This window comes from Campylobacter sp. FOBRC14 (genome assembly GCF_000287855.1).
Lineage (GTDB): Bacteria > Campylobacterota > Campylobacteria > Campylobacterales > Campylobacteraceae > Campylobacter_A > Campylobacter_A curvus.
Window position 1 is genome coordinate 1 of sequence record NZ_ALJJ01000009.1, and the last position, 17171, is coordinate 17171.

The 17171-nt window shown below is 45.3% G+C and carries 20 protein-coding genes; 2 read left to right on the forward strand and 18 right to left on the reverse strand.

The genetic code is table 11. The annotated features are described in order from the left end of the window. The first annotated feature begins 46 nt into the window (after positions 1–46). On the forward strand, positions 47–658 hold the full coding sequence (locus HMPREF1139_RS03235; RefSeq protein ID WP_009649951.1) for an outer membrane beta-barrel protein: 612 nt from the start codon (positions 47–49) through the stop codon (positions 656–658). Between the two features lie 11 nt (positions 659–669). On the opposite strand, the gene HMPREF1139_RS03240 is transcribed toward HMPREF1139_RS03235, so the two are convergent. The 13 genes from HMPREF1139_RS03240 to HMPREF1139_RS03295 form a co-directional block, all read right to left on the reverse strand. Further along, positions 670–1821, reverse strand: a complete 1152-nt coding sequence (locus tag HMPREF1139_RS03240; RefSeq protein ID WP_011992175.1) for a CCA tRNA nucleotidyltransferase — start codon at positions 1819–1821, stop codon at positions 670–672. Further along, the gene (locus HMPREF1139_RS03245) at positions 1787–2164 is read right to left on the reverse strand and encodes a CiaD-like domain-containing protein (protein WP_009650172.1); all 378 of its coding nucleotides are present in this window, start codon (positions 2162–2164) and stop codon (positions 1787–1789) included. The genes HMPREF1139_RS03240 and HMPREF1139_RS03245 overlap by 35 nt, the downstream gene beginning before the upstream one ends. Next, complete coding sequence (locus tag HMPREF1139_RS03250; RefSeq protein WP_009650329.1) at positions 2161–2406, reverse strand: tetratricopeptide repeat protein; 246 nt, start codon at positions 2404–2406, stop codon at positions 2161–2163. The genes HMPREF1139_RS03245 and HMPREF1139_RS03250 overlap by 4 nt, the downstream gene beginning before the upstream one ends. Then, a complete protein-coding gene (leuB, locus tag HMPREF1139_RS03255; protein WP_009650230.1) occupies positions 2403–3473 on the reverse strand; it encodes a 3-isopropylmalate dehydrogenase in 1071 nt (356 codons plus the stop codon). Before leuB ends, HMPREF1139_RS03250 begins: the two co-directional genes overlap by 4 nt. Positions 3474–3481: 8 nt before the next feature. Next, positions 3482–3964 carry a 3-isopropylmalate dehydratase small subunit gene (locus HMPREF1139_RS03260; protein WP_009650121.1) on the reverse strand — a complete coding sequence of 161 codons (483 nt, stop codon included), beginning with the start codon at positions 3962–3964 and terminating at the stop codon, positions 3482–3484. Between the two features lie 52 nt (positions 3965–4016). Beyond that, entirely contained in the window at positions 4017–4613 is a 597-nt protein-coding gene (locus HMPREF1139_RS03265; protein ID WP_009650276.1) for a LysE family translocator, read from the reverse strand. 146 nt (positions 4614–4759) lie between these two features. Continuing rightward, positions 4760–5806, reverse strand: a complete 1047-nt coding sequence (locus HMPREF1139_RS03270) for a type II asparaginase (protein WP_009649996.1) — start codon at positions 5804–5806, stop codon at positions 4760–4762. An 84-nt stretch (positions 5807–5890) separates the two neighbouring features. Continuing rightward, complete coding sequence (locus tag HMPREF1139_RS03275) at positions 5891–6226, reverse strand: branched-chain amino acid transporter permease (protein WP_009650310.1); 336 nt, start codon at positions 6224–6226, stop codon at positions 5891–5893. Then, positions 6223–6885 carry an AzlC family ABC transporter permease gene (locus HMPREF1139_RS03280; RefSeq protein WP_009650023.1) on the reverse strand — a complete coding sequence of 221 codons (663 nt, stop codon included), beginning with the start codon at positions 6883–6885 and terminating at the stop codon, positions 6223–6225. The genes HMPREF1139_RS03275 and HMPREF1139_RS03280 overlap by 4 nt, the downstream gene beginning before the upstream one ends. 14 nt (positions 6886–6899) lie before the next feature. Continuing rightward, on the reverse strand, positions 6900–7211 hold the full coding sequence (locus HMPREF1139_RS03285) for a hypothetical protein (protein ID WP_009650076.1): 312 nt from the start codon (positions 7209–7211) through the stop codon (positions 6900–6902). Positions 7212–7272: 61 nt separating this feature from the next. Further along, complete coding sequence (locus tag HMPREF1139_RS11965; protein WP_009650181.1) at positions 7273–7395, reverse strand: hypothetical protein; 123 nt, start codon at positions 7393–7395, stop codon at positions 7273–7275. Between the two features lie 3 nt (positions 7396–7398). Beyond that, positions 7399–8187, reverse strand: coding sequence for a flagellar basal-body rod protein FlgG (flgG, locus tag HMPREF1139_RS03290; protein ID WP_009650319.1), 789 nt, complete (start codon positions 8185–8187; stop codon positions 7399–7401). Positions 8188–8198: 11 nt separating this feature from the next. After that, complete coding sequence (locus tag HMPREF1139_RS03295) at positions 8199–9020, reverse strand: flagellar hook-basal body protein (protein ID WP_009649986.1); 822 nt, start codon at positions 9018–9020, stop codon at positions 8199–8201. A gap of 131 nt (positions 9021–9151) precedes the next feature. On the opposite strand from HMPREF1139_RS03295, the gene rpoD reads away from it, so the two are divergent. After that, positions 9152–11020, forward strand: a complete 1869-nt coding sequence (gene rpoD / locus HMPREF1139_RS03300; RefSeq protein WP_083845024.1) for an RNA polymerase sigma factor RpoD — start codon at positions 9152–9154, stop codon at positions 11018–11020. Between the two features lie 786 nt (positions 11021–11806). Here the strand turns inward: rpoD and HMPREF1139_RS03310 are convergent. Genes HMPREF1139_RS03310 through HMPREF1139_RS03330 form a run of 5 tightly spaced genes read right to left on the reverse strand, consistent with a single transcriptional unit; the run spans position 11807 to position 17171 of the window. Next, a complete protein-coding gene (locus HMPREF1139_RS03310; RefSeq protein ID WP_009650148.1) occupies positions 11807–12565 on the reverse strand; it encodes a flagellin in 759 nt (252 codons plus the stop codon). Positions 12566–12622: 57 nt separating this feature from the next. Beyond that, positions 12623–13915 (reverse strand): histidinol dehydrogenase, encoded by a 1293-nt coding sequence (hisD, locus tag HMPREF1139_RS03315; protein ID WP_009650364.1) that lies wholly within the window; start codon positions 13913–13915, stop codon positions 12623–12625. Continuing rightward, positions 13912–14772: a pyridoxal-phosphate dependent enzyme gene (locus tag HMPREF1139_RS03320; protein WP_009649942.1), complete on the reverse strand. Its 861-nt coding sequence runs from the start codon at positions 14770–14772 to the stop codon at positions 13912–13914. The genes hisD and HMPREF1139_RS03320 overlap by 4 nt, the downstream gene beginning before the upstream one ends. Beyond that, positions 14756–15856, reverse strand: coding sequence for an OmpA family protein (locus HMPREF1139_RS03325; RefSeq protein ID WP_009650264.1), 1101 nt, complete (start codon positions 15854–15856; stop codon positions 14756–14758). Before HMPREF1139_RS03325 ends, HMPREF1139_RS03320 begins: the two co-directional genes overlap by 17 nt. Continuing rightward, on the reverse strand, positions 15843–17171 hold the full coding sequence (locus HMPREF1139_RS03330; RefSeq protein WP_009650220.1) for a MotA/TolQ/ExbB proton channel family protein: 1329 nt from the start codon (positions 17169–17171) through the stop codon (positions 15843–15845). Before HMPREF1139_RS03330 ends, HMPREF1139_RS03325 begins: the two co-directional genes overlap by 14 nt.

The window sequence follows — 17171 nt, forward strand, 5'->3', positions numbered from 1 at the left end:
GGGGGGGGGGGTAAAATTGTCTCACATTTTTATAAAAGGAGTTGAAATGAAAATTTCAAATGTTTGTTTCAAGGTAGCCTTGTTGGGCTCATTAGTCTGCTCGTCTGCGCTAGCAAAGGGTGCTTTTATGGGAGTTAGCGGCGGCTACAACTACAAGAGCGGCAACGAGCTAAAAGTAGATGGCGACAAGACGAGAGATGCTGTGCCTACCTTTGGTATAAAGGGTGGCTACGACTTTGACGCGATGAGAGTTTATGGCGAGTACATCTACGGTAGCGAGGGCAAAGCCAGCCAAAGAGACGCAGCAGACGCGATCGAAGCCAAGTGGAAAACGCATAAATTCCTAGTCGGAGCTGACTACACGCCAGAGATCACGCGAAATTTCAAATTCTTAGCTGGAATTTATACCGGCCTCACCGTCCTGGACCTTGACGTAAAAGCCACGACTACAAATGCCAGCCTCACTATCTCGGACACCGGCAGAGACTGGACTATCGGCGGCAAACTGGGCGGGATTTACAGCTTTGATGAGAGAAACGAGCTCGAGTTTGGCGTGCGATACGACAAAACTAAATTCGACCTTGAAATAGGCGATGAAAAAGACAAGATAAAGCACACGAATTCGGACGTTTATCTAGGCTACAACTACAAATTTTAATCTCGGTCGGGCTAGTCCCGATCCGTCTTTGTCAAATACTCCCTTATCGCCGCTTCCTGCCGCCTTTTAATCTCCGCGCCGATCTGCTCGCCTTTTAGCCCAAGTGTCAAAATTTTATTCATTTTAATGTCCGGGCTAAATCTCTCGTCATAAATTTTAAGCTCCTTTGCCCTATTTATGCGGCTTTCATCGTAGCAGCCAAGCCAAAATTTAAGCGGCTTTTTAAGTGCGATTTTCATCAGCTCAAAGTCACTTGGCTCGTCCTTAAAAAACGGCTCTTTTTCAACGCTAAAAAAGCTTTTTGGTAGCTTCAAACGCTCCAAATTTGCTCTCGCGTCAAGTCCGAAATATCCGCAAAGCAGATAAATAAACAGCCGCTCGTCACTCACAAATTTACGCGCATTTTTCAGCAGGGCGTTAAATTTATCAAACTCTTGCCGCGAGATACAAAGCCCCTTAAATTCGCCACCCACAAACTTACCAAATAGCCAGCCAAGCAAATTTAGCTCAAATAAATAACGCGCGCCGATGTGTAAATTTGGCGCTTTAAAAAATTTAACGAGCTCGGCGTTTATGCGCTCACGGCTTAGATTTTCAAGTGGCAGCTTTTTCATCAGATTTAGCGTTTCAGGCGCGATGGTAAAGCCAAGTCTCGCGCTAAACTGCACTCCACGAAGCACCCTTAGCGCGTCCTCGCAAAATTTAGCTTCATCGATGTGACGTAAAATTTGCCCGCGCAAGTCATCTCGCCCGCCGTAAAAGTCCAAAAGTTCGCCATCAAAGATATTTATCATCATGGCGTTAATGGTAAAATCACGTCGCAAACACGCTGTGCGCGGGTCGTTTATGTAGCTGACGGCAAAGTCTTTGTGCCGCTCACCCGTTTTGCTCTCGCTACGAGGGAGGCCTAGGTCGAAGTTTTTAAATTTGTAGATGAAGTAGCTTTTGCCAACGCCGCTAGCACCGATACTTTGCATAAGCGCGTCAAATTTATGCGGGTAGATGTCATAGATCTCGATGTCGTAGTCGTAGATCTCGCGCCCTAGCAGCGTGTCGCGCACACAGCCACCTACTAGGTAGACACGAGTAGTGTGAGGTGCTAGTAGGCGGCGCACCTCGTCAAGGTCGCTATTTTGGCAGATTTTCGAGCCTATTTTCGACATTTGCGAGCGTAAATTCTAAAAATTTAAGTGTCAGCTCCAAGCGGCTTTGTAAATTCTCCTTTGGCATTTCATTTAGCCCCTCAAAAAGCACCTCGATACGCTCGCGCAAATTTTTCAAAAATATCTCTTCACTGCTTATGATATCGCGGCTCTCATCTTGCGTCGGCATCGCGCCCTGACTAGGCTCATGCGCTTTTTGCGCGCTTACATCTACGCTGACGTCTTTGGCGGGCGGCTCTTTTTCGCGCTGAGCTTCATCCTTGCGTTTAGCTATGGTCTCTATCTTTTCTAGCTCCGCGCTGACCTCGTCTATCGCCATTTTGGCTATATCATCAAGCTTCATAATCTTATCAACCACCTTTTAAATTCGGTTATCTCCTCTGGAGTCTTCATATCGATGAAAAAGTCTTTCATCTGCTCGTTTTGTATCTTTCGCGCCTTGCGAAGCCCGCTTAGACGGCGGATAGCCGCGAGCGCGTCCTTATTTGAGGGATTTTGCTTCAGGATATTTTTATAAGCCTCGAGTGCATCGTCCATTAGCCCTTGAGACTCGTATATAAGGGCTTCTGTTATCGTATTTTTCATGGTTTTTCTACGTATTTTGCTATTATGCCGCCCATTTCCGAGGTCGTGCATATCTCTTTAGCGCCGAATGAGGCGATATCTTTTGTCCTATACCCCTCTGCAAGCACTCTTTTCACGGCATTTTCTATCGTCATGGCGGCTTCTTCTTGATTTAACGCGTATCTTAGCATCATCGCCGCACTTAGTATCGTCGCGATAGGATTTGCGATGCCCTGCCCTGCGATGTCCGGTGCACTGCCGTGTATCGGCTCGTAGATGCCTACTTTGCCGCCTATGCTAGCACTTGGCAAAAGCCCGATCGACCCGCAAACCATGCTAGCCTCATCGCTTAGGATATCGCCAAATAAATTTTCTGTTAGGATCACGTCAAACTGCCTAGGAGCGCGCACCAGCTGCATCGCAGCGTTATCGACATACATAAATTCCAAATTTACGTCAGGATAGTCCTTCGCCACTTCGCTTACGACCTCACGCCAAAGCTGGCTGGTCTCTAGCACATTTGCCTTATCGACCAGGCAAACGCGTCTTTTACGCTTCATCGCGGCCTCAAATGCGACCTTTGCGATGCGCTCGATCTCAGCTTTCGTATAGATCATCGTGTTAAAGGCGCTATCATCTTTTTTTTCGCGCGGCTGACCAAAATAAAGCCCGCCAGTCAGCTCGCGAACCACCAAAATATCGACATCTCTAACCACTTCGGGCTTTAAAGCACTAGCGTCTATGAGCTCGTCATATATCACGGCAGGGCGTAAATTTGCAAACGCCTCAAGGCTCTTTCGTAGCTTCAAAAGCCCGCTTTCAGGACGTTTATCGCGTGGCAGGTCGTCCCATTTAGCACCGCCTATCGCGCCAAAAAGCACAGCATCCGAGCCCAGCGCGCTTTGACAAGTCTCATCAGGTAGCGGCTCGCCAAACACATCTATCGCTGCCCCGCCCATCAGCTTGTAGTCAAGCTCGAGCGTAAAGCCAAATCTCGCACTCGCTGCGTCAAGCACCTTGATCGCCTCATCGACGATCTCGGGACCGATGCCATCGCCCTTTATCACACAAATTTTATATCTTTTCATGACCGTCCTCATTTTGCTTTCGCTTTTGCATATTCGATCAGTCCGCCACTTTTTAAAAGCTCTTGCATAAACGGCGGGATCGGGTTAAATTTATACTCTTTTTGAGTGCTTAAATTTATGATTGTGCCGTTATCCACGTCGATTTTTAGCTCATCGCCCTCGTTTAGCTCGTCAGTTTGTGAAATTTCAAGTATCAAAAGCCCGGTATTAAAGCTATTTCGGTAAAAGATCCTCGCATAGCTCTTTGCCACGACAGCCCCGATACCAGCGGCTTTGAGAGCTAACGGTGCGTGCTCGCGTGAGCTGCCGCAACCAAAATTTTCGCCCGCGACGATGATATCGCCTTTTGCGATCTTGGAGCTAAATTTGGGATCGGCGTCCTCCATGATGTGCTTTGCGAGCTCGTTTTCATCGGATGTGTTTAGATAGCGCGCAGCGATGATGATGTCGGTGTCGATGTTATCGCCGAATTTCCAGACTTTGCCTGTCATTTTTGACCTTAAATTTAAATTTGAGCGATTTTAACAAAACAAAGCTAAATTTTTAATTCACGATCATCCAAACACCGATAAAACACATCAAAAATGCAGATACGATCTCCAAAATCCGCAGGTGGTTTGCGAGCAGCTTTTTAAAAGCCATACCGCCCAGCGCATAGACATTTAACGCGAAAATTTCCACGATAAAAAGCAAAAATAAAAGCAGATACATATCTCCGCCAAATGGGTCGGCTTTGTTTAAAAATGCCGGCAAGATCGCGGCTAGAAATATCCACGCGTTTGGATTTGACAGCGATATGAGCGCGCCTTTTACAAAAAGTCCTACGCCACTTTTATCGCCTTTGACGCTTTTGACATTGACGCCGCCGCGCCTTAAAAAGCCCTTTACGCCAAGGTAGATGAGGTAAATTCCACTACAAATTTTAAAAATGCTAAAAGCAAGGGTGTATTTGATGAGTAGTGCGCCGATGCCAAATATACATAAAACCGCGATAAATAGGAGCGAAAACACCTGCCCCGCGAGCATCGGCAGAGTGCGGCGGTAGCCAAGAGCCATGCCAAAGCTAAGCGCGAGTGTCATGTTGATGCCAGGCATCAGGCTGATAGGCAAAAACGTGATGACAAAAAGCAATGAATTCATAACAGCTCCCAAAATTCAACTGCAAAATTTTAAGCCTAAAATCATAAATTTAAGCTCTATTTTAACAAAAATTTGGCTTTTAAGATCTTTGTTGAAGCAAAGTTGTATAAAATAAACAAAGGCGGCAAATTTACCGCCTTAAATTTTTAATGGGTTAGGAAAAATTCCTGGATCTTAGCCTTGTCGTTCGTGGTCGCAAGGGCTAGCATCAGTAGGACTCTGGCTTTTTGCACGTTTAGGTTGTCGCTGGTTAAAAAGCCGTATTTCGTATCATCGACTTCACCGTTCATCGTGGTCTCGCCGCTGCCTACGCGAGAGTCACGCACGACTACGACGCCCTTTTTGACCGCTTCGCCTAGGGCTTCAAGCGCGCTTGGGAAAGGATTGCCATTGCCCATGCCCGCATTTACGATGCCCTTAGCGCCGTTTGCGACGGCTAAATTTATGAAGTCCGGGTTATCGTTTGAGTGGCTAAAAATAATATCCACGCGCGGTAGCTCCTTGATCTTTTCGATGTCAAATGCGCTTTTTGTCGTGTGTTTGCGTGCCGGGGTCATGTAGTATTTGACGTTGCCGTAAAAGACTGTGCCGATCTTGCCGGCGTTTGGAGATTTAAATGTATCCACGCCCGTTGTGTTCGTCTTTGTCACCTCGCGTGCGGCGTGGATCTCGTCGTTCATCGTTACCACGACGCCCTTGCCTACGCTATCCTTGCTCATCGCGACATTTACGGCGTTAAATAAATTTAACGGGCCGTCCGCACTTAGCGAACCGCTGTTTCTCATCGCTCCGACCATGACGACTGGTTTGTCGCTTTTGACGACGAGATCAAGAAAATACGCCGTCTCCTCCATCGTGTCGGTGCCGTGTGTGATGACGATACCGTCGGCCTTGCCGCTATTTAGCAGCTCATTTACGCGCTTAGCTAGTTTTAGCCAAACTTCGTTATTCATCTCCTGTGAGCCGATGTTTGAAATTTGCTCGCCTTTGATCGTGGCGATCTTGTTTATTTCAGGCACTGCGGCGATGAGCTTATCGACCGTGACCGTGCCCGAGGTGTAGCTGCTATCAAGCGCACCGGAGCCGCTACCGGCGATCGTGCCGCCTGTTGCTAAAATGTAGATCGTAGGTTTTGCAAAAGCCACCATAGAACCTAAAAGCATGAAAAATACCACCTTACAAATGAAACGCATGTCTTCTCCTTTAGCAGAAATTTTCTAAAAGATTATAGCGCTTGACACTTAAATTTCATATTAATTTTTAAATTTTATATTTTTTTAAAAAATTCTTATCATAACCATATAAATCGCTGTCGAAATCACAATGCTAAGCAAGGTATTTTTAAATTTTAGATGAATAAATACCGCACTCAGCACCCCGACGGCTTCGTTCAACCCGTATGGAAAGACGCTAAATTTAGTGTCTTTTAGCGCGTAAAAGACCAAAATCACCATTATCATCAGCCCCATGTGCCGCTCGATAGCACTTAGCCACGGGCTTGGCTTGTAGTTTTTGACCGCATAAAAGGGCATCGCCCGCGTGAGAAAAGTCGCGAACGCACTCACTAAAACCGCGACGAAAACGAGCCACTCGCTGGAATTTACGCTTATCATAGTCGCTCCTTAAACACCAAAATAAACACGAAGCAAAGCGCCATCGAGCCCACGAGCAGCGCCTTTGCGGGCATGCACGCCACGCCCACTACGCCAAAAAAGCACGCGACAAAAAGGACTTTGAAATTTTTATCGTTTTTAAACATTTCTATAACGATCACGATAAAAAGCGCCGTGAGGGAGAATTCAAGCCCGCTCATATCGACTTTGATGAGGCCGCCAGCCACGTAGCCAACGAGCGTGCCAAGTGCCCAGTAAAGCCACGAGAGGAAATTTAGCCAAGTAAAAATGAAACTGCGCTCGGCGGCGCCTGAAATTTTGAGCGTTTTAAAGATAGCAAAGGTCTCGTCCGTTAGCGTGGCGATGTTAAAGAGGCGAAATTTCAGCCCGTTATATTCTTTTAGCAGCGCAAGAGCGTAAAACGTGTGGCGTAAATTTACGAGATAAGAGACGATAAAAACCTCAACAAGCCCTGTGCCCGCGCTAAAAAGCGAGAGCATCATAAACTGCGCCGCACCGCCGTATGCGAGCATGCTAAGAGTCATCGCGATAAGCGTGCTCACCCCCATGCTGTTTGCCAGTATCCCAAACGCCACACCCAGCGGGAAATAGCCCATAAATATCGGTATGCTAAGCTTAAAAACGTAGTTAAACGACATATTTTTCCTTAAATTTAAGCGCAAATAGTATCTAAAATTTGAGAAATTTTGGCTAAAACATAGCGGATCAAAGGGTGAAATTTTAAGACTCCGTTATGATAATCATTGACGTTTACTTTGCAAACCCTGTTCACTCCGCAAGACGCCGAACATATAGCACGATTTTTTGCTTCGTTGCACTCGCAACTGCAAAGCAGACCGCGGTCAGCTATCGCTTCCCTGTCCTCGTAGCGAAGTCTCGTTACGAGTGCGTAGCACGAAGTAAAAATCGGCGGCGATAGCGTCGCTTCACAAGGTTTGACTTCGCTTTGAAATCCAAAAATCAATGAAATATTTTAACAGAATCAATTTTAAATTTCATCCTTTGATCAAAATAGAAGCAAAATTTTAGTTCAAGGCCTTTTTGCGGTCTTTACTCTCGCTGGCCGAGGAGTCGTCTTGTGAAAAATAAAGCACATCAACGACCCAAATAAGCAAGATGAAGCCGACTATACTAAGCATCACGATCATTTTCTACCTTTTAAGTCCGTTTACGATCTCAAGCATCGAGTCGCTCGTCGTGATCGCCTTTGAGTTGGCTTCGTAGGCACGCTGACCCGTGATGAGGTCGGTCATCTCCTCGACTAGCTGCACGTTACTCATCTCAACAAAGCCTTGTCTGATCGTGCCAAGCCCGTCAAGCCCGGCTACACCTACTACCGCGTCCCCGCTCGCTGCGGTTTCTAGATAGTTGTTATCGCCCATCGAGTGAAGGCCTGCCGGGTTGATGAAATTTGCTATTTGTATCTGGCCTATTTGCGCCATATTGGTCTCTCCGGCTTGTAAAACCGAGACCGTTCCGTCCGTACCTATCGAAATTTGCGTAGCATTTGCAGGCACGGCGATCTGAGGAATGAGCTGATATCCGTCGGAATTTACGATCGTTCCGTTGGAGTCAAGCTTGAACGCACCGTTTCTAGTGTATGCCGTAGTGCCGTCAGGTAGCTGAAGCTGGAAAAAGCCGTTGCCGGCAATGACCATGTCAAGGTTGTTGCTGGTTTCCTTAAAGTAGCCCTGAGAGAAAATTTTATTTATCGCCGTAGGTCTGACGCCCAGTCCCACCTCGATACCAGTCGGGCTCGTGGTCGTCTGGCTAGTCGCCGTGCCTGCGTATTCCATGACTTGATACATCAAATCGGCAAATTCCGCGCGATTTTTCTTATATCCGTAGGTATTTACGTTTGCTATGTTATTTGAAGTAACGTCTATTTGCGTCTGCTGAGCGATCATGCCCGTAGCAGCCGTATAAAGTGATCTCATCATGTCTTTATCCTTTAAGCTTTAAGCGCTAGTTTTTGAACTGCGTCTTGGTTGAGGTCGGTCATATGGCTTGTCATGACCTTTTGATACATATCCACAAGGCGCTGTGTCTCGATGAGTCCGACCATCTCGGTAACGGGATTTACGTTTGACATCTGCACGTAGCCTTGCATCAGAGTGTCGGCATCGTCGATATCTATCACATCGTCTAAATTTTTAGGCTCAAAAAGGTTGTCTCCTATCTTTTTAAGCTCTCTTATCTCACGTGGTTGAGCGATGAAAAATTTTGAAATTTGCTCGCTTTCGCCCTCGTTCATAGTATAGATATTTCCGTTTTTATCGACGCTTAGACTGCGATCTAGGGGTGCTTGTATGCCTCTTTGCTCAGGAGCTAAGGCCTGATAGTTGTTTGGCAACACGCGGTATCCCTCTTTTGTAACGATAAAGCCGTCCTCATCGAGGTTAAACGAGCCGTTTTTAGTCAGCCTCACGCCATTTGGAGTATCCACTAGAAAAAACATATCCTCGCGCTTGATAGCAAAATCGAGCGTATTGGAGCTGTATTTAAAGCCTCCAGCGCTAAAATCGGTGTATTCTTCGCTCACTTGCGGGACACGATCAAGAGTCCTGTTTAGAAATTTTGCCGCGTCTTTGGTGTGATTTTTTAGCGGCAGCTCGTCTTGAGTCTCTTTGAAAATTCTCTCAAAATCCCCGATAACGACGTCATTTCGCTTAAATCCTATCGTATTTACGTTGGCTAAGTTGTTTGATATGACGTTTAATCTGTTAAACTGCGTCACCATTCCGGCAGTGGCCTGATAGTAGCCGTTTTGCATGGAAATTTCCTATAAATTTTGATTTTTACGAGTATAAAGCAAAATGCGTTCCAACTTTTCTTTTATAAACATTTAATAAAATTTGGGTATAATCCATTTTCTTCTTTAACAAAAGATTTACGATACACAAAATGCAAAATCAGAAAGGAAATTTTATGAGTGCCGCAAAAGAAGCTTTGAGCCAAATAGAGGAGCTTTTCACTGAAAATGCAAAAGGTTTTCTCACCTATGAAAAACTCGTAAAATTATTAGACAAAGCGCCTACGGCGACGATGATAAAAAAGATAGAGCAGCTTGCTAAAACACATAAAGTCCAGCTGATGACAGCTGCCGAGATCGCAAAGATGAGAAATATCGCCGATGCGAAAAAGCGCCTTGAAAATATACAAAAAACGGATGTGAATATCGAAGAAGACCTCGATCTGACAAGTGACAACGACTTTTTAGAGTGGTCGCGCTCGGATAGTCCGGTGAGGATGTATCTAAGAGAAATGGGGCAAATTTCACTGCTTACAAAAGACGAAGAGGTCGAGATCAGTAAAAAGATCGAGCTTGGCGAAGATATCATTATAGACGCCTTTTGCTCGGTGCCGTTTTTGATAGATTTCATACTTGACTACAAAGAGCCGCTCATCAACAGAGAGCGCCGCGTCAAAGAGCTTTTTAAAAGCTTTGAAGACGAGAGCGAGAGCGAAGACGAGGACATCGAGAACGACGAGGACGAAGAGAACGAAGACGAGGAAGCGCCCAAAAAATCGCTCAAAAACGATAAACGCGCAGAAAAGGTCATCGAAAGCTTCAAAGCTCTTGAAAAAGCAAAAAAAGAGTGGCTAAAAACCGTAAATAAGCAAGAAAAGGTCGAAGTAGAGGACACTATGTCAAAGCTCACCCTTGCTTTTAAAAAGAAAATTTTAAAAGACAAGCTGATGGATCTAGGGCCGACCAGTAAGCTCATAAGCGAGATCGTAAAGTCCATGGAGACCGCTCTAAAAAGTGATGATGAGTTTGACCGCGAGCTAAAGCGCCTGGAGTATCGCTTGCCGATGTTTAGCGATGAGCTCAAGAAAAATCACAAAAGCATACTAAAAGACATCATCAAACTAAACAAGGAGGAGATCGCAGCTCGCGTGCCTGAGGCGACGATGGTTTCTACTTATGTCGAGATCAAAAAGCTCTTTACAACAAAAGAAGCGAGCAAGCAAGGCTTTGACCTGGAGCCCGCACGCTTAAAGGAAATTTTAGAGCAAATCAAGCGCGGCAAGAAAATATCAGACGAAGCCAAAGCTCGTATGGCAAAGTCGAATTTGCGCCTTGTAGTATCTATCGCCAAGCGCTATACGAACCGCGGTTTACCGTTTTTGGACCTCATACAAGAGGGCAATATCGGTCTCATGAAAGCCGTCGATAAATTCGAATACCGCAAAGGATATAAATTTTCCACCTATGCCACATGGTGGATACGCCAAGCTATCAGTCGCGCTATAGCCGATCAAGCTCGCACTATCCGCATACCGATACACATGATAGAGACGATAAACCGTATCAATAAAATCAACCGCAAATATCTGCAAGAAGAGGGCAAAGAGCCTGATGTGAGCGTTATCGCAAAAGAGGTCGGACTAAGTGTCGATAAAGTAAAGCAAGTCATAAAAATAACGAAAGAGCCTATCAGTCTAGAAGCCCCTATCGCAAACGAAGAGGATGGAAAATTTGGCGATTTTGTAGAGGATAAAAGCTCGCTTTCACCGATAGAGCAGATTTTAAAAGGCGATCTAAGAGAGCAGATAGATGATGTCTTGTCACAGCTAAATGACCGTGAAAAGGCCGTCATCTGCATGAGATTTGGACTGCTTGAAGACGAGAGCGATCGCACTCTTGAAGAGATAGGCAAAGCTCTAAACGTGACTCGCGAGCGTGTCCGGCAGATAGAAAGCTCCGCTATCAAAAAGCTAAAACACCCGAAAGTAGGCAGAAAGCTCAAAAACTATATCGAGGGGTAAATTTAGCCCCTCCTCTCCTAAAATTTCAGTTAAATTTAATATTACTTCAAACAAACGCTTTACCATCGTAATTTAAAAAACCACGCTTGGTCTAACGGCTTACCCTAAAAGTCGACAGTACCTGCTCCGCTTCGAATTCGTTTCGCAACTACAAGCAAAGCACAATACAGTTAGGCATCCTGCTCTTTGCTCTCATCTTATTTTACTGCACGGCTATTTCTTAAAAAGCTGCAAACGAAATAAAATAAAGCAGAAATGAAGCTTTTAAAAATTTATCAATGCTTTTTTAAAAAAGAAGGCTCTGTTACAATATTTCATTGATTTTCATATTTCAAAGCAGGAGAATACGAACAGCATCCCTGTAAAAACCTTGCTAGCGAGCTTATCGCCGCCGATTTTTACTTCGTGCTGCGCCCTCGTAATGAGACTTCGCTACGAGCAGAGAAGCCACAGGCTGAACGCGGTCTGCTTGCAGGGAAAACGCGAACAGCGTTTGAGTAGTGTAACGAAGCGTCTTGAAAAGCTGCGAGCAACGCGAAGCAGAAAAAATCGTGCTATATGCTTAGCTTCACTTCGTTCGCTACTCTCGCAAGCTCGAGAACGGCTACTCGCTTCCGCACAAACGCTGTTCGCGTCCGTGCTAGGTCGCTCCTGGAGCGAACAGGGTTTTTGCTTCACTCCGTTCGCAACTGCAAAGCAGAAGCGAAGCAAGTGTCAATTATTTATTATAAGAGAGCCAAAAAGAGATTTAAAAAATATCCAAGCCAAAGGCGGCCTGGATAAAATTTAAGCCAAAAGTCTGTCCATTTGGCTTTGTAGATTTGAGATGTTGTGCACTTGAGCGAGGATACTAGCATCGATATTTAAATTTGCTTGCTGCAAGTCATTTACGTTTTTAGCTATATCGTTGTTTTGTAGTCCGCTCTCGCTTTGACGAAGCGCTATACTTTGAGCGATCGAAGCGTTTATGCCTGCGGCTATACCGTTTTGAGCGGAGCCGATATTCGTGCGTAAAGAATTTATATTTTGCATTATATCATTTGCATTTGAGCCGTCCACCGCTACATTTGTGATAGACTCGGTGCTTAAATTTATGCTTTGCACGCCCTCGCCCGTCACGAAATTTAGCTCCGAGCCAAATACACTTTTGCCGTTAAACGTAGCATTTTGCACGCTTTGCGACATAGAGTGCGAAAGTGAGCTTATCTCTTTTTGTATCATCGACCTTTGATCGCTGTTTAGCGCCGCACTGCCTAGAGATACGGAGAGCTCGTTGATGCGGTTTGCGCTTTGGCTTAAATTTGAAAGCGTAGAGTCAGCGATATTTAGCATCCCTATCGCGTCATTTGCATTTGCGATGCCTTGCTCTAGGGTATTGCTCTGACTTAGTAAAGAGTCCGCGATCGCTAAATTCGCCCCGTCGATCCCGCTTAATGCACGCACGGCGGAGATATTTTGCAAAGCCTTTTCCTGCTGTGTCTTTTGCTCTTCTGCTCTTTGTGAAACATTGTATCCAGAGCCCACAGACGTCCCGTTTATTTGCATCTCTTATCCTTTAAATTTTGCTTGATGATAGCTTAAAATTTATAAATTCCAGCTTTATCAGTCGTTTAGACGCACTCTGATCGATCTCTCGTGAGCGCCTAGCCCTTCTGCCTCGGCTAGCTGCATGCAGGCCTTGCCAAGCTCCTTTATGCCCTTTCTGCTGACGGAGATTATCGAGCTTCTTTTCATGAAATTTTCAACCCCCAAAGGTGAGTAGAAACGCGCGCTACCACCGGTTGGCAAAGTGTGATTTGGCCCTGCCAGATAGTCTCCCATCGCCTCAGGCGTAAAATGTCCGAAAAATATCGCTCCGGCATGTTTTATCTCGTCAAGATAGCTAAGCGCATCGTTTGTAGCGATCTCTAGGTGCTCTACTGCCAGCTCGTTCATCAGCTCCACGCACTCTTTCATGTCCTTTGCGATGATGATGGCGGCCTTGTTTCGCATACTAACAGATGCGATAGGCTCGCGTTTTAGCGTCTTTAGCTCATCCTCGACATATCTTTGTACCTGCCTGCCAAAGGCCTCCACCGGCGTTATCAAAAAGCTACTGGCAAGCTCGTCATGCTCGGCTTGAGAGAGCAAATCGATAGCCACATGGCGGGCGTCCGCGCTCTCATCGGCGATGATGCCTATCTCGCTAGGACCTGCTATCATATCGATATTCACCTCACCATAAACTAGCTTTTTAGCCGTAGCGACGTAGATGTTTCCGGGGCCTGTTATCACGTCCACTTTAGGCACGCTTTGTGTGCCGTATGCCATCGCGGCGATAGCGCTGGCTCCGCCTATCTTAAAGGCAGTTTTTATACCGCAAAGATGCATCGCAGCAAGCAAGAGAGGATTTACCTTGCCGCCGATGGCTGGTGTGCAGACTACGATCTCTTTTACACCGGCTACTATCGCGGGCACGGCGTTCATCAAAAGCGAGCTGGGATAGGCCGCCTTGCCGCCCGGGATATAAAGCCCCGCACGATCTACCGGCGTGTATTTTGCACCCAGCAAGATGCCATGATCGTCTTTAAACGTCCAAGTAGCAGGCTTTGAGCGCTCGTGATATGATTTTATGCGCTCATAGGCTAAATTTAGCGCTAGCCTCAGCGAATTATCGAGGCCGTTGTAGGCGCGAGACATCTCGTCTACGCCGATCATCAGGTCGTTTTTGCTAGTCGGGCTAAATTTGTCAAATTTAGCGATCTGCGCAAAAAGCGCCTCATCTCCGCCGTTTTTCACCTCATCGATTATCTGCGTGACAACAGGCAAAACACCGCTCATATCCATATCCGATCGCTTCACAAGCTGCGTAAATTTCGCCCTAAAATCACTGTCCGTAGAGTGTAAAAATTTCATCCCTGATCCTTTTTGAAATGGTTTTTAAATTTTCTTTCATATCTCATTTTTTGGCTTATATTGCCGAGCAACCCGCCTTGATGGATGTATAAAATTTCGTTTTTAAATTCCTTTAAATTTGCAAACATCGTAATAAATCCGACTGGGTCATAAATAAGCTCGAATTCCACGCCGCTAGCCTTTAGCTCTTGCCAAATTTCATAAAGCTCGAGCTTTAGATCGCCAAAATGATATTTTTTGGGCGGAGTTAAAATTTTGACCCGCGAATGCTCATCAAGCGCCGCAATCTCCTCTCGCAGATACTTCGCGTCTCCTACGCACGGGCAGGTAAAGACGTTTAGATCTATATGTTTGGCTAGGTATGTAGCGCTCGTACCGGTGCCCGAAGGCAAAAAAATATCCGGACTCACGCCGCTTTTTTCACTCCAAGTCAAAATTTCATCAGCCTGCGTTTTAAAGCCGTACTCCGCTTCGTTTTGGGCTACGCCCTCGTTTATAAAAAGCGCATCCGCCGTATCGGCAAGCTCTTTTGCAAATTTCACCCTATCCTCGACTACGAAAATTTTCATGCCGTTTTCAAGGGCGAATTTGAAATTCCCGACCGGATTTTGCTTTAAATTTGAATTTAGGTGCGAAACGACATAGCAAAATTCTAAATTTTTTATCTTTGCAAAGAGGCTTAGCGAGTACATCGCATTCGACTGACTGGATCCATGCGAAACGATACGTTTAAAGCCGCTAAGATCGGCGTTTAGAAAGTATTCGAGCTTTCTGGCTTTGTTGCCGTTGAAATCTCCCAGCAAATCATCTCTTAAAAGATAAAATTCACGCCCGTGAAAGCTAAAAGGCTCTATCACTCTTTAGCTCCAAAAATTTTTCTATCTCGTTTATGGCGTCTTTGTTGGAGATCGAAAATTTTATCTCGATACGGCGCGATGCGTCCTTGTCCTCGGCTCCGTCCCTCATAATAAGCTCGTTGTAGCTACGTCCGCTAGCGACCAAGAGCTTTTGCAGCCTGGCGTCTTTGTTGTATGAGTTTATAAAGTCCATCACCGCATAGGCTCTACGCTGCGAGAGTTCGAGGTTGTAAAGGTAGCTGCCGTCGCTATCGGTGAAGCCCTCTATCATGATCTGATCGATATTTTTACTGATCTGGGGGTCATTTAAAAGCACATCAAAATACTTTTCAAGCGTGGTTCTAAGCTCATCTTTGACCTCCTCTTTCAGCTCAGCTTTGCCCTTGTCAAAGAGCACCGAGGAGCTAAGCTTTAGCGCACCAGAGTTTGGATCGATCGCGATACTGCCGCCTAGCTTGTCCTTAAGCTCGGAAATGACTTTCACGCGGATGCCGGTCAGATTTTTTATGCGGTTTTTAGTAACGTTTAGATCGCGTAAAAGCTCGTCGTATCTAGCCTCTTTTGCACTTACTTGCTCAAGCAAAAAGGCTATCTTGGCTAAATTTTTCTCATTACTGGCGTTCGCCTCCTCAAGCGCACTATCTCTGGCGGCTAGATCGTCGTTTAAAACGATCATTTTTTGATTAAGACTGAAAATACTGGCGTTTAAATCGGCTATACTGGCGTTGGCATCGGCATTTTCCTCTATGAGCTGTTTTAGTTTTTGTTTTAGCGCGTCTATCTGGATCACAAAGATATCGTTTGATTTTTTAAGGTTCAAATTTTCGTCGCTTATCTTTGCGAGCTCGTTTTTTAGGGCTGAATTTAGCTGATCGAGAGTAAAATTTTTACCCTGCTCGTCCTTTAAATTTGCAAGGGCTAGGATGATGGCCTGCTCTTTGTCGGCAAGCGTATTTTGCGAGAGGACGTATTTTACGACTATGGCGCCTATCAGTAGCATAAAGACAAAAAGCAATCCCGCCATCAAGTCGGCATACGAGACCCAAAACGTGGAGGAATTTTGATCGCTTTTATCTATCTTCATCTATCAAATTTGCATTTTCTATTTTTTTGATCACGAGGCTAGCCTCTTTGTCTATCTCGTCTATGCTCTTTTTAAGCTCTGCGATAAGGGCTTCGCGCTCTTTGTCACGCTCGCCGTTTTTGACCTCTTGCTCGTAAGCGTTTTTAAAAGCGCCCACGCCTTGAAGCATGCTCTCTTTAAAGGCTCGCATAGCGTTTTCTTGCTCGTTTATGAGCTTTAGTGAAAATTCTTTAAGGCTTGCTTCAAGCATCTTTAGCCCTTGTTCGAATTTAGCCGCATTTTTATCTAGCGTATGCGAACGCTCCTGCGAGATGTCGCTTAGCTTATTGTATCCGGTCAGTAAATTTAGCTCCATTTCTTTTATGCCAGCGCTAAATCCCGAGATCGCCTTTAAGATATCGGAGTGAATTTTGATGAATTCATCTTGCTTGCTGGCGGTTTTATTCAGTAAATTCACGCCTTGTTCCAGCCCAACTCTAGCTTCGCTGATGATTTGCTTTTCTAGATCTTGAAGCTGCATATACGAGCTGAATTTAGACTCGATCATGTCGTCTAGTCTACCAAAAAATTCCTCGTTGCTGACTCGTTTGAACATATTTTTTATATCGTCAAAGTGACTCGTAGCCGCGCTCATATATCGCTGCTCCAGCTCGTCCTTTTGCCAGAAAAACTGGCGGCTGAGCTCCCTTTGCTCGTTTGCAAATTTTTCAAATTTACTCATCCCGATCTTTTCAAAAAACATCCACCAAAGCGCCAGGAAAATGCCGTAGATCGAAACGTAAAAAGCCGTTCCTACGCCGTTTAAAAGCACTCCGATCTCTTTTTCAAGCTCTCCTGATGTGCTTGAGCTAAAGCTTGGCATCGAGATAGCGATACTTATGAAAGTACCTAAAATTCCAAGCATCGGGAAAACGGCAGCACCGATACTAGCTAGATTGTCATTTCTAAAATCTCTGGTGTAAAGCTCCAAAAAATCATCAAATTTCGCGTTTGATTTTTTGATGCCTGAAATTTCAAGCAGGCGTGAGATGATAAACTCTTTGAGACTGGCTCTAAAATCGTCTATCTTAGACGCAAAAAGGCTGTATGCCAGTTCTGCGCTATGACGCGTAAAAAGAAGCGCCACAAACAAAATAACACCCATCATCACGATCGTATGAAGCTTCATTTGAAAATTTATAAAGCCAAGATAGGCCAATAAAGCTAAAATATAGATCGCGAGAGGGAAAAAGATGATTTTAAAAAAGACAAAGGTAGAGCGACCGGCCTGCGCTTTAGGCATAGCAAGGTCGCTAAAATCGTTTTGATTTTGCAT

Excerpts from the sequence above, each read along its gene's own strand:
- HMPREF1139_RS03235 (WP_009649951.1), top strand. The coding sequence starts at position 47 with ATGAAAATTTCAAATGTTTGTTTCAAGGTAGCCTTGTTGGGCTCATTA.
- HMPREF1139_RS03240 (WP_011992175.1), bottom strand. The coding sequence starts at position 1,821 with ATGTCGAAAATAGGCTCGAAAATCTGCCAAAATAGCGACCTTGACGAG.
- HMPREF1139_RS03245 (WP_009650172.1), bottom strand. The coding sequence starts at position 2,164 with ATGAAGCTTGATGATATAGCCAAAATGGCGATAGACGAGGTCAGCGCG.
- HMPREF1139_RS03250 (WP_009650329.1), bottom strand. The coding sequence starts at position 2,406 with ATGAAAAATACGATAACAGAAGCCCTTATATACGAGTCTCAAGGGCTA.
- leuB (WP_009650230.1), bottom strand. The coding sequence starts at position 3,473 with ATGAAAAGATATAAAATTTGTGTGATAAAGGGCGATGGCATCGGTCCC.
- HMPREF1139_RS03260 (WP_009650121.1), bottom strand. The coding sequence starts at position 3,964 with ATGACAGGCAAAGTCTGGAAATTCGGCGATAACATCGACACCGACATC.
- HMPREF1139_RS03265 (WP_009650276.1), bottom strand. The coding sequence starts at position 4,613 with ATGAATTCATTGCTTTTTGTCATCACGTTTTTGCCTATCAGCCTGATG.
- HMPREF1139_RS03270 (WP_009649996.1), bottom strand. The coding sequence starts at position 5,806 with ATGCGTTTCATTTGTAAGGTGGTATTTTTCATGCTTTTAGGTTCTATG.
- HMPREF1139_RS03275 (WP_009650310.1), bottom strand. The coding sequence starts at position 6,226 with ATGATAAGCGTAAATTCCAGCGAGTGGCTCGTTTTCGTCGCGGTTTTA.
- HMPREF1139_RS03280 (WP_009650023.1), bottom strand. The coding sequence starts at position 6,885 with ATGTCGTTTAACTACGTTTTTAAGCTTAGCATACCGATATTTATGGGC.
- HMPREF1139_RS11965 (WP_009650181.1), bottom strand. The coding sequence starts at position 7,395 with ATGATCGTGATGCTTAGTATAGTCGGCTTCATCTTGCTTATTTGGGTC.
- flgG (WP_009650319.1), bottom strand. The coding sequence starts at position 8,187 with ATGATGAGATCACTTTATACGGCTGCTACGGGCATGATCGCTCAGCAG.
- HMPREF1139_RS03295 (WP_009649986.1), bottom strand. The coding sequence starts at position 9,020 with ATGCAAAACGGCTACTATCAGGCCACTGCCGGAATGGTGACGCAGTTT.
- rpoD (WP_083845024.1), top strand. The coding sequence starts at position 9,152 with ATGCAAAATCAGAAAGGAAATTTTATGAGTGCCGCAAAAGAAGCTTTG.
- HMPREF1139_RS03310 (WP_009650148.1), bottom strand. The coding sequence starts at position 12,565 with ATGCAAATAAACGGGACGTCTGTGGGCTCTGGATACAATGTTTCACAA.
- hisD (WP_009650364.1), bottom strand. The coding sequence starts at position 13,915 with ATGAAATTTTTACACTCTACGGACAGTGATTTTAGGGCGAAATTTACG.
- HMPREF1139_RS03325 (WP_009650264.1), bottom strand. The coding sequence starts at position 15,856 with ATGAAGATAGATAAAAGCGATCAAAATTCCTCCACGTTTTGGGTCTCG.
- HMPREF1139_RS03330 (WP_009650220.1), bottom strand. The coding sequence starts at position 17,171 with ATGCAAAATCAAAACGATTTTAGCGACCTTGCTATGCCTAAAGCGCAG.